At 35.9% G+C, this 23519-nt stretch carries 21 protein-coding genes; 12 read left to right on the top strand and 9 right to left on the bottom strand.

Annotation, left to right across the window (positions count from 1 at the left end; translation table 11 throughout):
• The first annotated feature begins 149 nt into the window (after positions 1-149).
• From ALGA_RS11955 to ALGA_RS11925, 7 genes are all read left to right on the top strand, one after another.
• On the top strand, positions 150-1283 hold the full coding sequence (locus ALGA_RS11955) for a glycosyltransferase (protein WP_162845436.1): 1134 nt from the start codon (positions 150-152) through the stop codon (positions 1281-1283).
• Complete coding sequence (locus ALGA_RS11950) at positions 1274-1888, top strand: RNA polymerase sigma factor (RefSeq protein ID WP_096429516.1); 615 nt, start codon at positions 1274-1276, stop codon at positions 1886-1888. The genes ALGA_RS11955 and ALGA_RS11950 overlap by 10 nt, the downstream gene beginning before the upstream one ends.
• 79 nt (positions 1889-1967) lie before the next feature.
• Positions 1968-2588, top strand: coding sequence for a 16S rRNA (guanine(527)-N(7))-methyltransferase RsmG (gene rsmG, locus ALGA_RS11945; protein WP_096429515.1), 621 nt, complete (start codon positions 1968-1970; stop codon positions 2586-2588).
• Between the two features lie 103 nt (positions 2589-2691).
• Complete coding sequence (gene rpmH / locus ALGA_RS11940) at positions 2692-2850, top strand: 50S ribosomal protein L34 (protein ID WP_096429514.1); 159 nt, start codon at positions 2692-2694, stop codon at positions 2848-2850.
• Positions 2851-3137: 287 nt separating this feature from the next.
• A complete protein-coding gene (locus ALGA_RS11935) occupies positions 3138-3965 on the top strand; it encodes a PASTA domain-containing protein (protein ID WP_096429513.1) in 828 nt (275 codons plus the stop codon).
• Positions 3966-3979: 14 nt separating this feature from the next.
• Complete coding sequence (locus tag ALGA_RS11930; protein WP_096429512.1) at positions 3980-5056, top strand: RluA family pseudouridine synthase; 1077 nt, start codon at positions 3980-3982, stop codon at positions 5054-5056.
• Positions 5057-5072: 16 nt separating this feature from the next.
• On the top strand, positions 5073-6047 hold the full coding sequence (locus ALGA_RS11925) for a D-alanine--D-alanine ligase (RefSeq protein WP_096429511.1): 975 nt from the start codon (positions 5073-5075) through the stop codon (positions 6045-6047).
• Positions 6048-6457: 410 nt separating this feature from the next.
• Here the strand turns inward: ALGA_RS11925 and gcvP are convergent, their stop codons facing one another.
• The 3 genes from gcvP to thpR form a co-directional block, all read right to left on the bottom strand.
• Complete coding sequence (gene gcvP / locus ALGA_RS11920) at positions 6458-9349, bottom strand: aminomethyl-transferring glycine dehydrogenase (RefSeq protein WP_096429510.1); 2892 nt, start codon at positions 9347-9349, stop codon at positions 6458-6460.
• 263 nt (positions 9350-9612) lie between these two features.
• Positions 9613-10263, bottom strand: coding sequence for an MBL fold metallo-hydrolase (locus ALGA_RS11915; RefSeq protein WP_096429509.1), 651 nt, complete (start codon positions 10261-10263; stop codon positions 9613-9615).
• A gap of 113 nt (positions 10264-10376) precedes the next feature.
• Entirely contained in the window at positions 10377-10955 is a 579-nt protein-coding gene (gene thpR, locus ALGA_RS11910) for an RNA 2',3'-cyclic phosphodiesterase (RefSeq protein ID WP_096429508.1), read from the bottom strand.
• A gap of 93 nt (positions 10956-11048) precedes the next feature.
• Here thpR and elbB point away from each other — a divergent pair, with 93 nt between their 5' ends.
• Positions 11049-11702: an isoprenoid biosynthesis glyoxalase ElbB gene (gene elbB, locus ALGA_RS11905; RefSeq protein WP_096429507.1), complete on the top strand. Its 654-nt coding sequence runs from the start codon at positions 11049-11051 to the stop codon at positions 11700-11702.
• A gap of 53 nt (positions 11703-11755) precedes the next feature.
• Positions 11756-12316, top strand: a complete 561-nt coding sequence (locus tag ALGA_RS11900; RefSeq protein ID WP_145957620.1) for a hypothetical protein — start codon at positions 11756-11758, stop codon at positions 12314-12316.
• Between the two features lie 3 nt (positions 12317-12319).
• On the opposite strand, the gene ALGA_RS11895 is transcribed toward ALGA_RS11900, so the two are convergent.
• Positions 12320-12964, bottom strand: coding sequence for a DUF4294 domain-containing protein (locus tag ALGA_RS11895; protein ID WP_096429505.1), 645 nt, complete (start codon positions 12962-12964; stop codon positions 12320-12322).
• 77 nt (positions 12965-13041) lie between these two features.
• On the opposite strand from ALGA_RS11895, the gene ggt reads away from it, so the two are divergent.
• The 3 genes from ggt to ALGA_RS11880 all read left to right on the top strand — a co-directional run bounded on the left by ggt (position 13042) and on the right by ALGA_RS11880 (position 17097).
• Positions 13042-14730 (top strand): gamma-glutamyltransferase, encoded by a 1689-nt coding sequence (ggt, locus tag ALGA_RS11890; RefSeq protein WP_096429504.1) that lies wholly within the window; start codon positions 13042-13044, stop codon positions 14728-14730.
• A gap of 438 nt (positions 14731-15168) precedes the next feature.
• Complete coding sequence (locus tag ALGA_RS11885; protein WP_096429503.1) at positions 15169-16458, top strand: arginine deiminase; 1290 nt, start codon at positions 15169-15171, stop codon at positions 16456-16458.
• A 99-nt stretch (positions 16459-16557) separates the two neighbouring features.
• Positions 16558-17097, top strand: coding sequence for an RNA methyltransferase (locus ALGA_RS11880; RefSeq protein ID WP_096429502.1), 540 nt, complete (start codon positions 16558-16560; stop codon positions 17095-17097).
• A gap of 2 nt (positions 17098-17099) precedes the next feature.
• Here the strand turns inward: ALGA_RS11880 and ALGA_RS11875 are convergent, their stop codons facing one another.
• The 5 genes from ALGA_RS11875 to pnp form a co-directional block, all read right to left on the bottom strand.
• Entirely contained in the window at positions 17100-17912 is an 813-nt protein-coding gene (locus tag ALGA_RS11875; protein ID WP_096429501.1) for a hypothetical protein, read from the bottom strand.
• A 140-nt stretch (positions 17913-18052) separates the two neighbouring features.
• Complete coding sequence (locus ALGA_RS11870) at positions 18053-19777, bottom strand: tetratricopeptide repeat protein (protein WP_096429500.1); 1725 nt, start codon at positions 19775-19777, stop codon at positions 18053-18055.
• A gap of 114 nt (positions 19778-19891) precedes the next feature.
• On the bottom strand, positions 19892-20527 hold the full coding sequence (locus tag ALGA_RS11865) for a deoxynucleoside kinase (protein WP_096429499.1): 636 nt from the start codon (positions 20525-20527) through the stop codon (positions 19892-19894).
• 186 nt (positions 20528-20713) lie between these two features.
• Entirely contained in the window at positions 20714-21202 is a 489-nt protein-coding gene (locus tag ALGA_RS11860) for a hypothetical protein (protein WP_096429498.1), read from the bottom strand.
• 101 nt (positions 21203-21303) lie between these two features.
• Positions 21304-23436, bottom strand: coding sequence for a polyribonucleotide nucleotidyltransferase (gene pnp / locus ALGA_RS11855; protein ID WP_096429497.1), 2133 nt, complete (start codon positions 23434-23436; stop codon positions 21304-21306).
• Positions 23437-23519 lie beyond the last annotated feature (83 nt).

The raw sequence follows: 23519 nt of genomic DNA, 5'->3' as shown, positions 1-23519 counted from the left end.
ATTCAATTCAAATGTAAAGAGCTGATATCTATATCAGGAACATTCAAAATATGAATCGGCGAACTTTTCAGACATCAATCATTCTGCATAACTAAGTTTTTTAATCAATAAGATTCTCGTATTTTTGGGAAGTATAAATAAACCTAAATTTGGAAACAATAATTACTCTACCCGCATCAAATAGTCAATGGGCGATTTTAATTATTCTCTTTATAGCATTTTGCATACAGGGATTATATCATCTACACTATATTTTATTTTTCAAAAAAGAAAAGAAAAACATTTACAGTGAAAAAACAGAACCAGTCTCAATAGTTATTTGCGCAAAAAACGAAGGGCAATACTTACAAGAGAACCTTTCCGGATTTTTAGAACAAGACTATCCCAATTTTGAGTTGATTGTAGTAAATGATGGTAGTGAAGACGACACCGAAACTATAATCGCACAGCATCAAATAAAGTACCCTAATCTTCGAACCACAAAAATACCTTTGGATGACAAATTTCATCACAACAAAAAACTAGCCCTTAGTATCGGAATAAAAGCGGCTAAAAATGAAAAAATAGTTTTCACTAATATTCAGAGCAAAGCTTCAAGTAAAAGGTGGTTACAGGAATTTGTAAATTCATGGGACAAAGGAGTACAAATAGGTTACGTTAACTTTGAAAACAAAAAAGGCTTCCTGTATAATTTTTTTAAATTTGATTTGCTTTCCAAGAACATTAAAAATGCAAGCTTCGCATCTTCAGGAAAAGCCCATTCAGGAAATGGAGATAATCTTGGATACAAGAAATCCGAATTCTATGCCAACAAAGGTTTCGTGAAACATTCGCATTTCGAGGCCGGGCATGATCATTTAATGGTTTTACAACTAAGCAAACTTTCCGGAACATCAGTCTGCATCCAACCTGAGGCAAAAATCTACCTCTCATCGGAAAACGCATTTAGTCAATGGGTTAAAATAAATCAACAATATTATAAATGCAGAAAATACCTGCCTTTAAAAATCCGCTTACTTATTGATTTAGAACCGGTAAGCAAATTATTTTTTTTCGCTACAATTGTTTATGCTCTATTCTTCACACACTTATACTTTTTCCTTGCAATAATTTATTTAGCAAGAATAATTTTAATTGGAAGCCTCTTTAAAATAAGCACTAGTCATTTGAAGGAAGAAAAATTATTTTTATCTTCGTACTTATATGACATTTTTGTACTATTTTCAAAGATCTATTTTTTATGTGCAAATTTCATTTTTAGTAAAAGCAACCAATGGAAATAAATCCTAACCTCTCGGAAAAAGCTCAACACGATTACAGGCTTGTTTTATCTGCCATTAATGGTTCACAAAAAGCATACGAAGAGCTTTTCAAAAGATACAAAGACGCTATCTTTTTCATGTTGCTAAAAATGGTGAACAACAAAAATGATGCTGAAGATCTAACTTTTGAAGCATTTGGAAAAGCATTCAGAAATATAAGACAGTACTCACCAAAATATGCATTTAGTACCTGGTTATTTAAAATTGCCTCTAATAACTGCATCGATTTCCTAAGAAAGAAGAAAGGAAATACAATTTCCATTGACGGAAGAGATGACAATGATAATGAACGGACTATTCCTCTGGAATCCAACACTCTTAATCCAGAGCAAGAATTTATTAAAGACCAAAAAGCAAAAATAATGCGCACCGAGGTAGGTCGTTTAAAGGAACGCTACCGAAGATTGATTGAACTTCGCTATTTTGAAGAGTTCTCCTACGAGGAAATTGCTAAAGAACTAAATTTACCGATTGGAACCGTTAAAGCACAATTATTTAGAGCTCGAGAATTGCTTTTCAATACCCTTAAGGATTCAGAGGTGAAGATTGAGAAGAAAAAGGAATAAGATCTGTTTCCCTTATCGCTTTCTTATCTTCATCTTCAAAAATTAGCCTATCTTTGCCAGGTTTAAAATTAGAATTGGCATGGAAATCATAGAAAAATACTTTCCCGATTTAACTGAAGAACAGAAACAAAAATTCTCCAGATTAAAAGAATTATACACTTTTTGGAACGAACAAATTAATGTGATCTCCAGAAAAGATATGGATGCTTTATACGAACATCATGTTTTATATTCGTTAGCAATAGCTAAAGTAATCCAATTTACTCCCGGTTCAAAGATAATGGATGTTGGAACTGGAGGTGGATTTCCGGGAATTCCACTTGCAATTTTATTTCCAAAATGTAGTTTTTATTGCATCGACTCGATTGGAAAAAAGATAAAAGTTGTAAAGGAAGTTGCCAGCGCCTTAGAGTTAGGAAACGTAAATGCCGAACACATAAGAGCTCAGGAAGTTAAAGAGAAATTTGACTTTATTGTAAGTAGAGCTGTTACCGCTTTTCCTAAATTTGTGGACATGGTTAAAAAAAACAGTAAGGCAAAAGATCAAAATAGTTTACCCAATGGTATCATTTATTTAAAGGGTGGTGATTTTGAAGATGAAATCTCTGAGTATGGAAGTAGAATCAGCCTTTACGAGTGTTCTGATTATTTCAAAGAAGAGTTTTTTGAGACCAAAAAAGTAGTACATCTTGATATTTAGTAAAAAAAAATGCGCTGATCTTTTTGTTAGACTAAAAAAAATCCTATTTTTGCAATCCGAAATCAACGCATATAATAACATTATTCGATAAAAATTTTTCGCGATGAAAAGAACATTTCAACCTTCAAATAGAAAAAGAAGAAACAAGCACGGATTCAGAGAGAGAATGGCTTCAGCAAACGGTAGAGCAGTATTGTCTCGTAGAAGAGCTAAGGGCAGAAAAAAACTGTCAGTTTCCAGTGAACACAAACACAAGGCTTAAATTTAATTAAGTTGATGATATACAGAAAGTAAAGGATTCTATATTCTTTACTTTTTTGTATTTTATAGAATATTATTTATTCTATATATTGATGAAGATGGAGTTCCGAGGGAGCTCTTTTTTTATGGATTAACCCCAAATCGAGTATTTAGTGCTGCTTTAAGTCATTTTTATCTGTAATCTAAAAAATCTCTGCTATTTTTGTAGAATGAAGATAAAGGAAAATTAAAGCAATATTTTCTTTTGCAGATAGTTGTTTATAAAGAATACTAAAGCCCAATATAAAGATGAAATCAGTAGAATTCTTCAAGAGTAAACTATTTCTAATACAAATAGGAATTGCTTTCTTAGTAGCAATAGTTTTAATTTGGATCACTCTAATTAGTTTAGGATGGTATACTCATCATGGGGAAAAATTGGAAGTACCTGACTTATACGGCATGAGTCTTGAAGATGCTGGAGACAAGCTTAAATCGGAACAATTAGTATTTTCCATCTACGATTCCATATTCAATCCAGATTTTGCTCCGGGCACGGTTCTTGACCAGAGACCATTGGCAGGAGCTATTGTTAAAAGAAAGAGAAATTTATTCTTGACCATTAATGCCAGTAATCCTGAGCAGGTTCGATTTCCAAATGTGGTAGATAATTCATTCCGACAAGCATATGAATTATTAATGACCAACGGATTTAAAATTGGAAAATTAGAATATGCCAACAATCAATTTTTCAATCTTGTGCTGTACCCCAAATACAATGGAGATACGATACAGGCCGGAAGCATGATTGACAAGGGAGCAAGCATTGACTTAGTTTTAGGAAAGGGTGATAATGATGGAATGATTGCACCAAATTTAATTGGGAAAACACACTCTCAAGCAAAAGAAAAAATTATATTATCCACTATGAATGTGGGAAGAATAGAATTTGATGCATCCATTAGAAATCATTTTGATTCAATTCAAGCTAAGGTCTGGAAGCAATCTCCATCCTTTACTAACAATCAAAAGATGCCTCCAGGGTCCAAAATTGATATCTGGCTAACAAAAGATTCGTTAAAGCTTCAACTTGCTGATTCTCTGCTACAACAACGTTTAAGCAACCTGCTTTACTAAAAACAATTCAAAAAATGACTGAAAAAGAGCCTTTAGATAAAATCAATATTGACGCTGAATTGGATGTAAACCAAGAACAATTCGAACATTTTCGCTTCGAGGCTGATCCTGGACAAACACCACTAAGGATCGACAAATTTCTTGTTGCCAGAATGTTTAACTCATCTAGAAATAAAATTCAAGATGCGGCTAACAATGGGAATATCTTCGTAAATGATGTGTGTGTTAAAAGAAATTACAAAGTAAAACCAGGGGATGTAATCACTATTGTACTGAGTTATCCGCCTAGAGAAATTGAAATTATTGCCCAAGATATTCCAATAAATATTGTTTACGAAGATGATTCTTTCCTAATCGTTAACAAAGAACCAGGAATGGTTGTACATCCTTCGTACGGACACTACAGCGGTACTATGGTGAATGCATTGGCATTTCATTTGCAAAATTCACCTCTGTTTAATGCTAAGGATCCTCGTCCGGGATTGGTACACCGTATTGATAAGAACACCTCAGGAATTCTTGTTATTGCAAAAACAGAAGATGCCAAAACCAAATTAGGATTGCAGTTTTTCAACAAAACCAGTGATCGAAAATATCGCGCACTAGTGTGGGGAGATCTTAAAGAGGACGAAGGAACAATTACGGGTCACGTTGGAAGAAACCTAAAAAACCGAAAAGTAATGGATGTTTTTCCTGATGGAGAATATGGAAAGCATGCCGTAACTCATTATAGAGTTCTTGAGAGACTTGGTTACGTGAATTTAGTGGAGTGTATCTTAGAAACCGGAAGAACTCATCAAATCCGTGTCCATTTTAAGAGCATCGGTCATCCTCTGTTCAACGATGCTGAATATGGCGGAGATGACATCAGAAAAGGAACCACCTTTACCAAATACAAACAGTTTGTACAGAATTGCTTCAAAATTTGCCCAAGACAAGCCTTACATGCTAAAACATTAGGCTTCATTCATCCAGTAACTGAAGAGTATGTTTCATTCGATTCAGAAATCCCTGAAGACATGGCGACTCTCATCCAAAAATGGAGAGATTACACATCTAACAGACCCTTAGAAGTAGGAGAAGAAGATTAAAACTATATAATGCCCAATGAAAAGAACAATCGCTGTAATTACCGGAGGAGATTCTGCTGAATTTGAGATCTCTCTTCAAACTGCAAGTCTAATTTTCTCAAGCTTAGATACTGAGAATTACACTCCCTTTTTAGTAATGCTAAAGGGAACAGATTGGAATGTTAAAATTGAAGATCGATATTACCCAATCGATCTAAATGATTTTAGTTTTAGTGTAGATAATAAAAAAGTAAAGTTTGATTTTGCTTACATTGGAATTCATGGAACTCCTGGCGAAAATGGAATTTTACAGGGATATTTAAATTTATTAAATATTCCTCACTCTACTTCTGATGTTTTTAGCAGTGCGCTTAGTTTTGATAAGCATGCCTGTAATACATATCTAAAATCATTTGGCTACAGTGTAGCCAAATCCATTTTATTAAAACGAGGACAAAACTATTCGACCAAAGCAATTGAAGAAAAACTAGGCATGCCTTGCTTTGTGAAACCAAATGCAGATGGATCTAGTTTTGGTATTTCGAAAGTTAAAAAAGTGAAAGATCTTGATGGTGCGATTAAAAAAGCATTTATGGAAGGAAAAGAGGTAATTATTGAAGAATTCATAGATGGCCTTGAATACACTTGCGGACTCGTTAAAACAAAAAAGGAAAGTATTATTTTCCCGATAACGGAAATAGTGCCTAAAAATGAATTCTTTGATTACGAATCCAAGTATGATCCAACCAGGATGGCCGAAGAAATTACTCCAGCAAGAATCTCGGAAGAATTAACCCTTCAATTTAAGAATTTATCATCTGAGATTTACGATGTCTTAAAATGCAAAGGGATTGTGCGAGTTGATTACATGCTTCGGAATGATGAGATTTTTATTTTGGAAGCGAATACTGTTCCTGGAATGACTGCAACTAGTTTTATACCCCAGCAAGTTGCTGCAATGAATAAAGATTTAAAAGATATTCTGAGTATGGTGATCGAAGATGAATTTTAATCCCCTGTTTTAAGTTCCATTAAACAATTGAAATTCTGACGATTACAACATTTCGTTAAATAAAGAGGGAAATATCTTTTTTTTCATTTTTTTTTCATTTTTTTTCATCCTAGGGAAAGACTTGTAATGAAAGGGAAAGAGTCATTTTTATGAAAATTACTCAAACTAAATTGAGGATCTAACCTCTTAAGAACTAAAACTTTTTCACAACTCTCACGTAAAAAAAGGTAGATTTAGTGAATTTATTCAATTCATTATTTTCATAGTTAAATTTTAGGGTTAGTAATAGAACAATAAAAGGAGGCCGGGGCAGCCTCCTTTTTTGCGTCCACAAGTTTGCACTTATATATAAAAAAATCCGATGAGAATTAACTCACCGGATTCTTACCTTTTTATATTATTTTGACTACTTAGTCAACATTGATATGTTCTTCCATATACGCTTCCAATGGAGCACATGTACACATTAAATTCCGATCACCAAAAGCATCATCTACTCTGCCTATCGAAGGCCAAAATTTATTATCAGCTACCCAAGCTAATGGATAAGCCGCTTTTTTACGACTGTATGTATGATTCCACTCATCTGCAGTTAATACCATATGCGTATGAGGTGCATTTTTCAATACATTATCAGAAACATCGGCTACGCCATCTTCGATCTCTTTCATTTCTTCATTGATTTTCGCCAATGCTTCAATAAAACGATCCATTTCTTCCAACGGCTCACTTTCTGTAGGCTCAACCATTAATGTTCCATGAACAGGGAACGACAATGTTGGGGCGTGAAAACCATAATCCATCAATCGTTTAGCAATATCAGTATCTGTAATACCTACTGATTTATTAAACTCACGACAATCAAAGATCATCTCATGACCTACACGACCATTTGCTCCTTTATAAAGGATTTTAAATCCTAACTTCTCGAATGACGAAGCTAAATAATTGGCATTCAAGATAGCCATCTTTGTAACTTCCTCCAATCCATCAGCACCTAACATGGCAATGTATCCATAAGTAATTGGCAATACACTTGCCGACCCGAATGGAGCCGCAGCAACAGCCGTAATTGCATTTTCGCCACCTGTTTTCACAAATTTGTGAGAGGGTAAAAATTGCACCAAATGTTCAGCCACACAAATTGGGCCAACACCAGGTCCACCCCCACCATGAGGAATTGCAAATGTCTTATGAAGATTCAAGTGACAAACATCAGCGCCAATAGTCCCCGGATTAGTCAAGCCAACCTGAGCATTCATATTCGCTCCATCCATGTAAACCTGTCCGCCGTTTTCGTGAATCAGATTCATCATTTCTTTAATTCCTGTCTCGAATACACCATGTGTAGATGGATATGTGATCATATAAGCACACAAATCATCTTTATGCTTTTCTGCTTTCTCTTTTAAGTCCGCAAAGTCTACATTCCCGTTCTCATCGCATTTCACGATCACAACATTCATTCCAGCCATAGTTGTCGAAGCTGGGTTTGTTCCGTGAGCCGACGATGGAATTAAAACAACATTTCGGTGACCTTCACCTCTTGAAATATGATATTCGCGGATCACCATTAATCCGGTATACTCACCTGCAGCACCTGAATTTGGCTGCAAAGTACATCCTGCAAATCCGGTAATAACCGAAAGCCATTTTTCCAGATCTTCAATAATTTCTTTATAACCAAGAGCCTGATCAATAGGAACAAATGGGTGAATCCCACCAATCTCCGGCCAGCTAATTGGCAACATTTCAACTGCCGCATTTAGCTTCATTGTACATGAACCTAAAGAAATCATAGATGTATTCAATCCAATATCTTTCTTCTCCAAGCTTTTAATGTAACGCATCAAAGCCGTTTCGGAACGGTAACGCTTAAATACATCATAAGTTAAAAATTCGCTTGTTCTTGTATATTTTGAATCGAATGAAATTTTATCTTCAATTTCCTCCACAACAACTTCAGCTTTGCCTGCTGCTTTTGCGAAAATGCATAGAATAGTACTTAATTCATCGGCACTAATTTTTTCGTCAATTGAAATTCCAATCAAACTTTCGTTGATATAATTAAAATTGAATTCAGCTTCCAAAGCTGCCTTACGGATTTCCTCAACAGAAACTCCAGCGGGAATCACAACTTGTAAAGTATCAAAGAAGTTTTCAACAGTTTGATTATAACCTAAGGATTTTAATCCTTCAGATAAAATACCTGCAGCAGAATGAATGTGCATAGCAATTCTCTTCAAACCTTCCTGACCATGATACACGCCATAGAAACTAGCCATTGTTGCCAGTAAAGCCTGAGCAGTACAGATATTAGAAGTCGCCTTTTCACGTTTTATATGTTGCTCGCGAGTTTGTAAAGCCAAACGCAAAGAATTATTCCCCTGAGCATCCTTGGTTACACCAATAATACGTCCTGGTATATTTCTTTTGTAAGCATCGCGACAAGCCATATATGCAGCATGAGGTCCGCCATATCCCATTGGAACACCAAAACGTTGAGATGTACCAACAACAATGTCAGCGCCCCATTCACCTGGAGGTGTTAACAGCACCAAACTCATTAAATCAGCAGAAACTGAAACCAAAGCTTCAGCCTGATGAGCACGCTCAACAAAACCTGAATAATCTTCAACACTTCCGTTTGAAGCAGGATACTGAACGATTGCACCAAATACATTCTCATTAAATTCAAATGTATTGAAGTCACCAATAACTAAGTCTATTCCCAAAGGAATTGCACGTGTAGTTAAAACATCTAAAGTATGAGCAAATACATTCTCGTCTACAAAAAACTGATTGGCACCAGCCTTTTTCTTCGCGCGAGAACGAAGAGCTTGCATCATATACATAGACTCGCCCACTGCGGTCGCTTCATCTAAAAGTGAACTATTAGCCAATTCCATTTTGGTTAAGTCCAAAATCATTGTCTGAAAATTCAATAAAGCTTCCAATCTACCCTGCGATACTTCTGCCTGATAAGGTGTATAAGGAGTATACCATCCTGGATTTTCCAATACATTTCGCAGAATAGCAGCAGGAGTAATTGTATCGTAATAGCCTTGACCTATAAAGGTTCGGTATACTTTATTCTTAGCAGCAATTCTTTTAATCTTCGAAAGATACTCGTATTCTGATAATGCTTTTGGAAGGTCTAATGTTTTTTCCAAACGAATACCTGAAGGGATTGTTTCATCAATCAGTGCTTCCAGAGAAGAAGCTCCAACGGTTTCCAACATTGTTTTAATATCGCCATTGCGAGGTCCAATGTGACGGGAAACAAACTTTTCAGTTGCCATATTGTTGTTTAAATTAGGTGTGTTTATAAAATACTTGTGATTGTAAAAGTAGTAAAAGATTTAAATTTACTAAGAGGTGAAACACTGAATTTCATCACTGTTTTTCAACATCCTCCACCCTAACAACAATTCTTCCTAACAAATTGTTTTATAGAATGATACAAACATGATTTTTATCATGTTCACAACTAAATGATACGCCTAAGAAGGATACAAAAAAACTCCTTATTAACTAAGGAGTTTCAAACTATTATTTTGGGGTTTTAACTCAACCCTTTTAAAAACAAATTCTTAGATCTTTCATGTCCAATAGACGTAGCCGGGCCATGACCAGGATAAACACTAACATCATCGTCAAGAACCAGCAGTTTGGTTTTGATTCCTTCAATCAATTGGTCGTAATTGCCGTATGGTAAGTCTGTTCGCCCAATACTTTCACGGAACAAAACATCCCCTGCAATTAAAAATTTCTGCTTCTCATTGTAGAATACGATATGTCCGGGAGAATGTCCGGGAACATGAATAACTTTCAACTCCGAATTTCCAAATTTAATAAGGTCTCCCTCCTTGATCAGCTTACCAACCGGAGGTGGTTCCACCACATTTTCCAATCCCAATCGAACTGCGTGATTAGGAGCTTCAGCCAATAAAAACTCATCATCCTTATGAGCTTCAGTAAGCAATCCAAACTGATCCTTCATGAATTGATTCCCCAACACATGATCGATATGCAAATGAGTATTCAATTGCTTTACCAATTTTATTCCTTTCTTCTTCACAAAATTGATCAACTTAGTCCCTTCGTCTTCAAAGAAAACACCACAGTCAATCAATACTGCTTCTCCGGTTTCGTCGTGTAATATGTATGTATTTTCCTGCCAGTGATTAAACACAAATGTTTCTATCGTAATCATATTCGAATATTTTTAAGTAGCCCAAATTTACATTTAATCATTAATTTAAAAAACCCTAAGCAAAGGAAATATCAATAAGCTCTATATAAACCTCCCTATCAGGCGGTCACAACCTAAGACCCCCGCGATCTATTCAGACTAAAATTTTCCAAAACTTTATAAATTGGCCCTTGTTGAGTAAGAACACTCTCCATCAGAACAAATTCAGTAATTAGAAGCTCACTATCCTGCCAATCTTTCAATTTCAGAAGACATTCCTTTACCTTTTCCGGATTCTTAACCCCTCCTTTAATTCGACCAATGGTCAAATGAGGTGTATACTTAGAATGCTCGATAGTGCCTTTTTTAAGAAGATCATTCAAAATTATCTTTTGCAGGTCAAATAAGCTCGAGTCGGAATTAATTCCCATCCATAGTATTCTGGGATGATCCATTGAGGGAAAAGCTCCCATAGATTTTAAATTCATCCGAAAAGGAGCAAATTGATTCCCAATCTTATTCAATTTGCTGTTAACCTTTACAATTTCAGACACATCTGTCGATCCCAGAAAAAGAAGCGTAATATGAAGTCCGTTTTTATCGACCCATTTTATACTTTCTTCAAATAAATCAAATTCAACTTTTCGAAAAAGATCATTAATTTGATCAGTATTATTTATCTTTATTGCAACAAATATACGTTTCGTATTCATTCTTTTAATTTGTATTTATACAAATGGAATATAAAGAACAGGTACTCGTAATTTAAAACAAACAACTTACACAGTAAAATAAAGCATATCAAGATGAATTCAAAGAAAAATTTTGCAGTTGTTCTAGCCGGTTCCGGTGTTTATGACGGTTCTGAAATTCATGAAGCAACCTTAGCCTTATATTCTATTTCGAAAAACGGAGGAAGCTATCAGATTTTTGCCCCAAACGTGAATCAACATCATGTAATTAACCATATTACAGGAAAAGAGATGCCTGAAACAAGAAATGTATTGGTTGAAGCTGCTCGTATTGCACGAGGAAATATCAAAGATTTAAAAGAATTCTCGGCCGATGAGTTTGATGCTATTCTTTTTCCCGGCGGATTTGGGGTCGCAAAAAACCTGTGCTCTTTTGCTTTTTCAGGTGCCGACTGTCAGGTAAATCCTGATGTTGAATCAGCCATAAAGGCAATGCACAAAGCAAAAAAGCCAATCGGGGCCTTATGCATTGCTCCTGCCCTTATCGCAAAAGTATTGGGTGAGGTTGAAGTAACTATTGGACACGATGAAGGAACAGCTGAAGCAATTTCTAAAATGGGAGCAACTCATGTTGCCACAACTCATGGTGAAATAGTATTTGACAAAGAGAATAAAATTGTGACAACACCTTGCTATATGCTTGATGCAACTATTGCACAAATTGGTGATGGTGCAGACAATGTAGTTAAAACGATTATGGCATTATAAATTAGATGTTGGCTTATTGCTGCAAGCTTTTAGCCAACATCACATTTCCTTCTATGAAAAACAGAAACACCAAAGATGTAGCAGAAAACCACATCTACCCTTTCATCATTTCAAATTTCGTGCTATTTGCTGGTATATTCTTCTCCATAAATTCTGCGAATGAAGCAGCCATACTTTTGTATAGTATGGCTCTGAATCTCTTCATCAATTGGCTGATTTTCTATTCATCACAAAAAAAGAAATTGGTTCATTTTTCTGAATACTACAACAATATGGTAATTGGAGTATTTTGCATTGCGGCCATGATACCGATATTTCTAATGATAATACCCATCCTTTTTTTTCCTGAAATTACGAATTCGCTTTTGCTATTCACAAGTCTGATACTGAGTTTGCCATTCAAGAAAATTATCCTAACAAAATATGCTTGGGAAAGAAAGGCTGAACAATACATGCATATCTACAGAATGAATATCGAAGAAAAAAAAGAGCTGGCTTTTGAAGACTTAAAAAAGTTCATTAATGAATCTGGTCGCGCTAAATTTGCTGATTACTTAGAAAAAAACCAGATGTTTGATCGCAGGATGGAGGAGTATTTAAAAAAACAGAATTGATAATCAATTGATTCTCCTCATAGGTAATTTCCCTGGAGGCGGCAATTCGCCACTCTTCATCCGATCCAGTATTTCCTCAATCATCCAATCGTCGCCCAAAGGATCGTATTCCGCTTTTAGCGATGAACCAAATATAGTAGCCACCGATTGCCAGAATATTGCTGTAAACGATCCTTTTAATTCTTTTAAATGATTGTAGCTGGTATTTCCAGTTTCCCGATCGACTAATTTCATCAACAATTTGCCTTGCGAAATTCTCAGTTTCATTAGAGGCCTTTTGTAATCTTTCATCAGTCCATTGTATTCTTTTCGGATCAGCTTACGGCGTAGCTTCTTGCTTTCGATTCCTTCCAATTCTTTAGTCAAATTCTCAATGGTTTTGGTAGCCGCTTCGGCGTATGGATAAACGATCCGAATATTTCGTACTGTGCGCCAGTATTGCCTTGTATTTTGGTAATGCTTTCGTCTCCTTTTTTTGTAGCGTAGAATTTTAACCTCGTCGAGATTAACATGCAAATTGCTATCAAGAAAAACTACAGTGTCTTGTTGTGCAATTGAGTGAATATTGCGCAACTCCTCTGCTGATGCCGAGCCTGCAAAAGCAAAAAAAATCACCAAGCCTATTTTAAACCATTTTGCCATATCCATAATTCCTATTCAAAGATAATCTTTCCTATCTTTAAGTACATTCTTCAGCAATAACTAATCCATAAAATCCCTAGAAAATGAAAAAGTCTTTTCTTCTCTGCTTACTATCAATCTTCGCGATTTCAATATTTTCTCAAGACCGGGTTACCGGATTAAATTTTGCAAGCCGATCTGAAGTTATTGCGCAAAACGGGATGGCTTGTACGAGTCAGCCGTTAGCCACTCAAGTTGCACTTGATATACTAAAAGCCGGAGGAAATGCAATTGATGCGGCTATTGCTGCCAATGCCACACTGGGTTTAATGGAACCTACAGGAAACGGAATTGGCGGTGATATTTTTGTTATTCTGTGGGATGCTAAAACAAAAAAATTATATGGTTTAAACGGAAGTGGCCGATCTCCCAAATCACTCAGTCTGGAATATTTCCAAAAAAATAATTTCACCTCTATTCCATCCTTTGGAGCATTACCCGTATCTGTTCCTGGTTGTGTAGATGGATGGTTTACCATGCACGATAGATTTGGAAAAATGGATATGGAACAAATTCTATCTCCCGCCATTCAATACGCCCGAAATGGTTTTCCTGTGAGCGAATTGATCGCCTACTACATGAATGCCAGCGCGAGCAGATTAAAAAATTACAAAGGATTTGCCGAAACTTATATGCCTAATGGTAAAATGCCACAAAAGGGTGATATTTTCAAGAACCCCTTTTTAGCAAATACATTGGAGAAAATTGCCAAAGGCGGTCGCGATGCATTCTACAAAGGTGATATTGCCAAAACCATTGCAAAATACATGAAAGAGCAAGGAGGTTTTCTTTCTTACGATGATTTGGCCGCACACAAATCGGAATGGGTTGATCCGGTATCAATAAATTACCGAGGCTATGATGTTTGGGAACTACCACCCAACGGACAAGGCACAGCCGCACTTCAAATGCTAAATATTCTTGAAGAATATGACATAGCAAAAATGGGTTTTGGAAGCAGTGATTACCTGCACACTTTTATTGAAGCTAAAAAACTTGCCTTCGAGGATAGAGCAAAGTACTACTGCGATCCTGATTTTTCGAAAATCCCATTAAAAGAATTGATTTCGAAAGAATATGCACTTGAAAGAAAAGCTTTAATTGATCCCAACAAATCAGCGAAAAGCTATCCTGCCGGTGAACTGGAACAAGGCAATACCATTTACCTGACTGTGGCTGATAAAGAGGGGAACATGGTTTCTTTAATACAAAGCAACTACCGAGGCATGGGTTCAGGAATGACGCCTGATGGTTTGGGTTTTGTTTTGCAGGACAGAGGCGAATTATTTAGCTTGGAAGAAGGACATGCCAATGTATTCGAACCTGGTAAACGTCCTTTTCACACAATTATTCCAGCCTTTATTACTAAAGATGGCAAGCCCTTTATCAGTTTTGGATTAATGGGCGGTGCCATGCAACCCCAGGGTCATGCTCAAATTGTTGTTAATTTAATTGATTTTAAAATGAATCTGCAAGAGGCTGGCGACGCAGCAAGAATTCGCCATGATGGTTCGTCACAACCAACCGGAGGGAAAATGACAGATGGTGGATGGGTAAATTTGGAATCGGGAATATCTTATCAAAGTATTCGTGAGCTGATGGAAAAAGGACACAAAATAAAATATGACATGGGCGGATATGGTGGCTACCAAGCCATTCTTTACGATGAAGAAAGAGGGGTATATTTTGGTGCCTCGGAATCGAGAAAAGATGGACAGGCTGCTGGATATTAAATTGGGAATAAACGTAATTGAAATTATCCCTCCGTATTTCATGCAAATGCTTGCGTTAAGGATTGAAGCGGCTACCCCACAGACATATCTGAAGCGAAGCGGAAGGTTATGGCGAGGAGTAATAGCGAAAAGCCTGACCTAAATTCCCCGAAACAAAGTGCAGGGGAATTTAGGGAACGCCCAAAATAAATAATTTAAATGAGTTGATATTACAAAATTAAAAACGTCGGTGCTTAACATAGGCCGCTGCGCTACTTGAAAAAAGGAATCCTTCCTACTCGTCATTACTTTAACTATTTCAGACACTTTGGGGGTAATTTGGGATTTACTTAACTCATTCCTTTGTCTATGCACTAAATTTTCACTTTATTTGCAAATCGGAAAATATATTTTCTGGATACCAACAATTACTAACAAATGCTAGTTTAATAAAGAGGTATGACAAAATTTGTCGAATTAAATGTTAGATCGGAGATCGGAGAATTAGAAGGTGTAATCCTTCATACTCCTGGTTCGGAAGTTGAAAACATGACTCCCGAAAATGCAGAAAGAGCCCTTTACAGTGATATTTTAAATTTATCGGTTGCAAGGGATGAATACAAACAGTTGACTGGTGTTCTATCAGAAATTTCAGAAACCTATCAGGTTAAAGATTTATTGGCCAATGTTCTTGCAGACGATAAAATAAAAGAGGTAATTATCGACAAGATATGTGCGATGGAACCTCAAATTAGTGTGAAAGGGAATACCCACTGCATTAAAGATCTTTTGCTGGAACAGAACCCAATGGATCTGGCTTCTTTACTAATTGAAGGGGTGCCCTTAAAAAGAGATAACCTGACCAAATTTATGAGTAAGGAACGTTATGCGATTCGTCCATTGCACAATTTTTTCTTTACAAGAGATGCATCAATGTCGGTTTTGGATGAGGTTCTTATTGGCAAAATGGCCAGTTCGGTTCGAGATAGGGAATCTTTAATTATGCAGGCGATTTTTGATTATACTCCTGGTTTTAAAACCAAAACGGTTAATCCTATCGATAATCCTGCCATGGATCCAAATTGCACGATTGAAGGTGGTGATTTACTAATCGCCCGCGATGACATCATGATTATTGGTAACGGAACCCGTACTTCAACTCAGGGTATTGACTTTATTTTGGCTCAGTTACTTTGTCAGAAAGAAAAGAAACAACGCCATTTATTGATTCAAGAGTTACCTAGTCATCCTGAATCGTTCATTCATTTGGATATGGTGTTTACGCTTTTGGATGTTGATAAATGTATGGTTTACGAACCATTAATTATTCGTCCGAACAAATACCAAACGGTTCATATCACAATCGAAAACGGTAAAGTTGTTTCTATTAAACATGAGAACAATCTTCTTCAGGCCTTGAAAAAACTAGGCATGGATTTGAAACCAATTTATTGTGGTGGAAATGGTGATCCTTGGAATCAGGAAAGAGAGCAATGGCACAGTGGTGCTAACTTTTTTGCTGTAGGTCCGGGTAAAGTTATTGGCTATGGTCGAAATATTTACACCATGGAAGAGATGAACAAAAATGGATTCGAGATTCTTCGTGCTAAAGACATTATTCGTCATAAAGTTGAACTTTCGGATTACGATAAATATGTAATTACCCTTGAGGGATCGGAATTACCGCGTGGTGGTGGTGGTGCACGTTGCATGACTATGCCGGTTCGCCGTAAACCTGTTAATTGGTAATAATACCAACAAAATAAATCAAAGGAATCTCAAAAGGATTCCTTTTTTTATATTTTTGTATCCAAATCGAACAAAACCCTCTTACATTCCAATTAAGCAATGAGAAAACTAAAGAATAGTGAATTAAACCGAAAGAGTATTGATGAGTTTAAAGAGTCTGAAAAGACTCCTATTATAATCGTATTGGATAATGTAAGAAGCCTGAACAACATTGGTTCTGTTTTTCGTACATCGGATGCGCTTTTGGTTGAAGCGGTTTATCTTTGTGGAATTACTGCTACTCCTCCTCACCGGGAATTGCACAAAACGGCTTTAGGGGCTGAGGATTCTGTTCACTGGGAGTATTTTGACAAGACTGAAGATGCGACAGCGAAATTAAAAAGTAATGGATTTGACGTTTACTCGGTTGAACAAGCTGAAAACAGCACTTCTTTGGAGGATTTTAAAGTAGACACTTCAAAGAAATATGCTTTGGTTTTTGGAAATGAGGTAAAAGGGGTTCAGCAGAATATTGTCAGCCAATCGGAAGGCTGTATCGAGATCCCTCAGTTTGGGACAAAACACTCTTTTAATGTATCGGTAAGTTGCGGTATTGTTCTTTGGGATATTTTCTCGAAACTAAACCATCACAAGAAATAAGATTATTCCTGAAGGTTGAATTCTAAGGAGACAACAGATCCTGGAAATTCTTTTTCGTACAATTTTGAAAAAGTTCGGTGTTTCACTTGTTTCCATACTCCATCGCCCGACATAATTTGAATTCGGCCTCTATTTTGTTTCACAAATTGGCGAATGGTATACAATCCAATTCCTTTGTGAGTATCTTCTTGTGTTGTATTTCCTTCTTCAACGGCCCATTCTATTGCGCCTACGTTATTTAGGTTTTTATTTAGAATTTTGTTGACCAATAAATTAAATGGCCGCCCCTGACTGACAATGCTAACAATCAGCTTTTTATTATACACCGAATAGTAATGGGCAATAAAAACCTCTTTGCAATTACTGTGTGCAAATGCATTTCGATACACTTCGGCAACACACAACTGTACCGCCATTTTTAATTGCTGATTTAATTTTATTTCAGGACGTTCAGGAAATATTCTTTTTACCAAATAGTCAGACAAAGCCTCTTCATCGGCCGAGGCAAACTGCTGGCATTTCACGAAACTCTTCCATAAATATTTTCGTGCAGAACCATTTATCAACTTCTTGGAATTGAATAAATTCAGAATGGACTCTTGCATGTTTACGAGCTTAATTTTATTCTTCCTACGCTCTAAACCAGCAACAACACTTCCCAAGATGGCAAATAAATTAGATTCAATCACCTTTGTGTTTGCAAAGTTCAGAACAATTCGCTCCTCGTAACAATTCTTTGTTTGGTGATGCATTTCCGAAAAGAAAACATATCCTTGAAAATTATTTAATACTTTATATGGGAATTCGATTTCCATTCTACAATCTATTTAATGCTTTATTTCACAAACAAAAGTGACATGACGAAGTTAAAAAATCTACTGAATAAACTACTTTCATGAATAAAAAAAAGCGACCCATAAATGGGTCGCTTTTCAATATTTTTAAGAATAACGAATTACTCTACAATAGCTTTGAATTTAGCATCTTCAAAAACTTTAGCAAATTCCATATCAGTTTTTGCAGTCGCTTTTAATGAAGCATCTTTAGCAATAGCTGTTTCAAGATTTGTGAAAACAAGATTATTGTTATCAGTTCTTGCACCAACTACAGCTTTCAAGTAATAAACGATAGCATCATCGCTAGTGTTAGCATTTAGCTTGTCTAAAGCAACATTGTATTTTCCAACAAGGATGTTAGCCAATGCAGCATTAGCAGCAGTACACTCACCGAATTGCTTAACAGCAGTATCATATTGTGCTTTTTTAACAGCAACGATACCTAAGTTGTAATTCACTTCGTTTCCAGCACCAGTTGCAGCACCAAAAAGAACTTCAGCTTCGCTTACATTACCGTTAACTAACTCAACAGCTCCTAAGTTGTTTTTAACAACAGGGTTGTTAGCAGAAAGTTGATCTGCTTTATCGAAGTTAGTTTTAGCTTCAGATACTTTATCCATTCCGAACAAGATCATACCTGCATCATTATAACCTCTCCAGTCTTTAGGAAATTGCTTTTTAGCAGTTTCGTAAACAGCCAATTTATCATCAGCAGATTCTACTAAAGTAGCAGCATATAATAATTCTTCAGCATTTAATTCAGAAGGATTACTCATTACAAGAGATTTCAATTCAGCATCAGTTTTTCCAATTAGATCAACGTTAACTACAAATTTAGCTCTTCTCAATTTAGGAAGTACTTCTTTTTTCACTTCGTCAAAAGCAGCAGAAATATTTCTGATTTCTTTTTCACGTACTTCAGGATCTGAGTACATAGAAAGAACACGTAAGATCAACTCTTTATCTTGAATGTTTGAAGCTTTCATTAATTCTTGGAATCCAGCCCAATCTTCTGGAGTTACATTACTTTTGAAGAAATCATCAGAAGTATACTCATCCATTTTAGCTTTCTTCATTTCCTTCTTGATGAACTTAGAAGAAGAACCTTCACGGTTGTTAGCTAGTTTCTCATTAAAATCTTGCTTTCCATCAGGAGATGCATAAGCAGAAACTTCAACACCTTTGTATTCTTTTTTCTCATCCTTTTTAGCAGCATCTAAATATACTTTAAGAGCAGCAATATCTTCAGCATTCATTTCTGACCAACGAACTTGAGAACTGTTGATCAAGTAATGAAGATCGGCATCTTTGCTTTCTGCAATAACTCTTTGGAAAGCATCTTTTCCAACAATGTTACGTGGAGCATTTTGAACCAAAGTAGCAGTAGCGATAACGCCATCAGCAACTTTATAAGGCTCAAATTCCTGAGACTTGTCACCTTTACTACCAACCATTCTTACTTCAAGGTCAGAAATTCTCATTGCTTGTTCGTAAGGAATTTTGCCAGTGTAAGTGATTGTTTTACCTGTTTCGTAAGGAACTACTGTGTTGTTTCCTTGAACTTTTTCACCTTGCAAAGTTTTTGAAGGAAAAGCCTTCTCTCCTGATTCGAATTTTAGAACCGGAGTTGCAACTAAAACAACATTCTTGTTGAAATACTTTGCAGGAATATTAACTGTGATTTTTACATCAACCATATCTGCATGAGCTTCCAAAACTTCAGGAGTCACTTGATACTTGATGTTACTTGCTTCTTTCTTCATTTTGCTTAATCCAGCACAGCTCGAAAGAACTACAACTGACAATAGCAAAGAAGCTAGGGAAATAACCTTTGATCTTTTCATAACAACTACTTAATTATTTTAACTTTAAACATTATATTCTACTTCAAAAACAAATTTAAGAAAATTTTATGCAAATTAAATCGATTCCATATTTTTATTTGATCTATGAAGGCTTCAAAGAATGATTCTATTTATCCCCTTTTTACAATCACAGTCAAAAATAGCCTTTGAAACTTTCGCATAATCAGTTGTATTATTAACGAAATCGATATTATTTGTGTCAATTATCAGAAAACTAAGCTCTTGTTGCTGCTTAAAAAACTCGAAATAGCTATCCTGTATTTTTTGTAAATAGTCTACTGAAATTTCTTGTTCATACTCTCTACCTCTGCTTTTTATGTTGGTTAACAGCTTGTCTACATTGGAATGAAGGTAGACATACAAATCGGGTTTGACTAAAGAATTATAAATAATGTGGAAAAACTGCCGATATAGATTATACTCATCATCCTTAAGCGTTTGCTTCGAAAAAATCAATGATTTCATGAAGTAATAATCTGCTATGGTAAAGGATTTAAACAAATCTCTCTCGCCTAATTCTCTTTTTAATTGATTGTATCGATCTGCAAGAAAAGACATCTCGAGGGGAAATGAATATTTCTCCGGATCCTCATAAAATTTTGGCAAAAAAGGATTATTTGCAAACTGTTCCAAAATTAGTTTTGCATTATACTCTTCAGCGATTTTATGTGAGAGTGAGGTCTTCCCTGCACCAATATTCCCTTCGATTACGATAAACTTATAATCCATTAATAACGAGTTACAGATTTGAAGACATAAAAATAGAAAATGAGGAGTAAATATCAGACTTTTTTAAATAAAAGGAAGAGCCATTTCCAATAAAAAATGACCAATAGCTCTTTACTTTAAAAAAAAAGTCAATTTGCTCGTAGATAATCGTAATTCATCAAGCAATATACTTCTTTCTTTACCCTCCTATATCTGTTTTCCTTCGCGAACACATTCTTTGTCTTTCCTGCTTCCCATAATGTTTCCCAGAAACATTCCTACTCCTGCCGGCATAAAGAAAACTGACGGATTAAAACTCGAAAACATACCGTAAGTCAATACAAGTCCAAAACCAGCACCAACGAGGGTGAAAATTGTCGAGTAAGTATAAGTAAAATGATGAGCTTGAAATACGTTGTGTTGATCTTTTAAATGCTCTATCAACTTTTCAACCCTTTTCTCATACTCCCCTCTATTTACACCTGACTTATTAATCAACCGATCTAAATCCAGTACAATTTCTTCCAACTCTTTTTTTGCGGATTTACACTCCGAACAATTCTTCTGCCTTTGTAAATGCTTAGCAATTCTCTTTAATTTTTCAATCTGATAGAAACGATAATCGCGAACTGATATATAAAGATCAATTTGCTCATCTACATCTTTTGAAATTTTATCAACCCAATTCCCGTCCATAAAGTTTATTCTATTTTAGAAGTTTCAAAGTTAGACAATCAGTCAACAGCAAAAAAAAATCCCGGACTAAATCCGGGATTTCAAATCATATATTTGATTTACTATTTTTCGTCTTTCTCAGGCTTTGGTAACAAAGCTTTTCTAGAAAGTTTTAATTTACCAGATTTAGCATCAACTTCAATAAGTTTCACTTCAATAATCTGACCTTCTTTCAAAACTTCATCAACTGTATTTAATCTTCTGTGTTCTATTTCCGAAATATGAAGTAAACCATCTTTTCCTGGAAGAACTTCAACAAAAGCACCAAAAGCAACTATTGATTTCACTTTCCCTTTATAGATTTCTCCCACTTCAGGAATAGCTACAATACCCTTAATACGAGCTAAAGCCGCATCAATTGCTTCTTTATTATTAGCAGAAATATCGATAACACCTTTATTGTCAATTTCCTCAATAACCAAAACAGCACCTGTTGATTCTTGAATTTCTTGAATAATTTTTCCACCTGGTCCGATTACCGCACCAATCATCTCTTTTGGAATTTCCATTGACACAATACGAGGAGCGTGAGGTTTCAAGTCTTCTCTTGGTGCAGCAATTGTCTCTTCTATTTTACCTAAAATATGAAGACGACCTTCTCTTGCCTGATCCAATGCTTGAGCTAACACTTCATAAGGAAGTCCGTCAACTTTAATATCCATTTGAGTCGCTGTAATACCATCTTTAGTACCAGTTACTTTAAAGTCCATATCACCTAAATGATCTTCATCACCAAGAATATCAGACAATACAGCATATTTCTCAGCCCCTTTGGTAGAGATCAATCCCATAGCAATACCTGTTACCGGATTTTTAATTTTAATACCTGCATCCATTAACGCCAATGTTCCTGCACATACAGTAGCCATTGATGATGAACCATTAGATTCTAAAATATCAGAAACAACACGAATAGCATATGGAGAATCTTTAGGAATCATTCCTTTTAACGCTCTAAAAGCCAAATTACCGTGACCTACTTCTCTACGGCTAATACCACGGTTTGGACGGGCATCTCCAGTTGAGAATGAAGGGAAATTATAATGAAGTACAAATTTCTCTTTTCCTCTGTACAATACATCATCTACCAATTTCTCATCCAACTTAGTACCTAAAGTAACCGAAGTTAATGATTGAGTTTCACCTCTGGTAAATATTGCAGAACCATGAGCACCTGGTAAATAATCAACTTCAGACCAAATTGGGCGAATTTCGTTGGTTTTACGACCATCTAAACGTACACGATCTTCTAAAACCATTTCTCTAACGGCATCTTTTTCTACATCGTGATAGTAACGACCAATCAAAGATTTGTTAATATCTGAAGCCTCTTTGCCTTCTGAATATTCAGCAATAAATTCTTCTTTTACAGCAGCAAATGAAGCAGAACGTTCGTGCTTATTTGGATTCTGTAATCTTGCAACTGCTAATACCTTAGCATATGTTTTATCCACGATTAACTGACGAAGTTCTTCATCGTTAGTTTCGTGACAATATTCTCTTTTTACAGTTTTACCTGTTAGTTCAGCCAACTCAATTTGAACCTGACATTGAACTTTAATAGCTTCATGACCGAATTTGATAGCTTCTAACATTTCAGCTTCAGAAACTTCAGACATTTCACCTTCAACCATCATGATGTTATCCATGGTAGCCGCAATAATCATATCAAGATCAGCAGTAGCTAATTCTTCACGACCTGGATTAATCATCATTTTGCCATCAATTCGGGCAACACGAACTTCAGAAATTGGTTCTGCAAACGGCACATCAGAAACAGCAAGCGCTGCAGATGCGGCTAAACCAGCAAGAGCGTCAGGCATATCATTTGCATCAACCGAAATAAGGTTAATTACAACAAAAGTTTCTGCGTGGTAATCTGCAGGGAATAATGGACGTAGAGCACGATCCACAAGACGACAAATAAGAATTTCATAATCCGAAGGTCTACCTTCACGTTTCATGAAACCTCCAGGGAATCTGCCTAAAGCACTATATTTCTCCTTGTATTCTACCGATAAAGGCATAAAATCAACATCAGCTTTTGCATCTTTTGAAGACACAACAGTAGCCAACAACATGGTCTTACCCATTTTAACTACAACAGCTCCATCAGCCTGTTTCGCTAACTTCCCTGTTTCAATTGTGATGGACCTTCCATCACCTAAATCAATTATTTTTTCAATCACTTTCATCTTTGTGTAGTTTGTTTCACACTCTTTTTTTAGGATAAGCAACAAGATGTCGCCATATATTACAAAAAGCAATCCCGAGTAAT

This window comes from Labilibaculum antarcticum, from assembly GCF_002356295.1.
In the GTDB taxonomy this organism is placed as follows: domain Bacteria; phylum Bacteroidota; class Bacteroidia; order Bacteroidales; family Marinifilaceae; genus Labilibaculum; species Labilibaculum antarcticum.
This window is presented reverse-complemented; position numbering and strand designations above follow the sequence as displayed.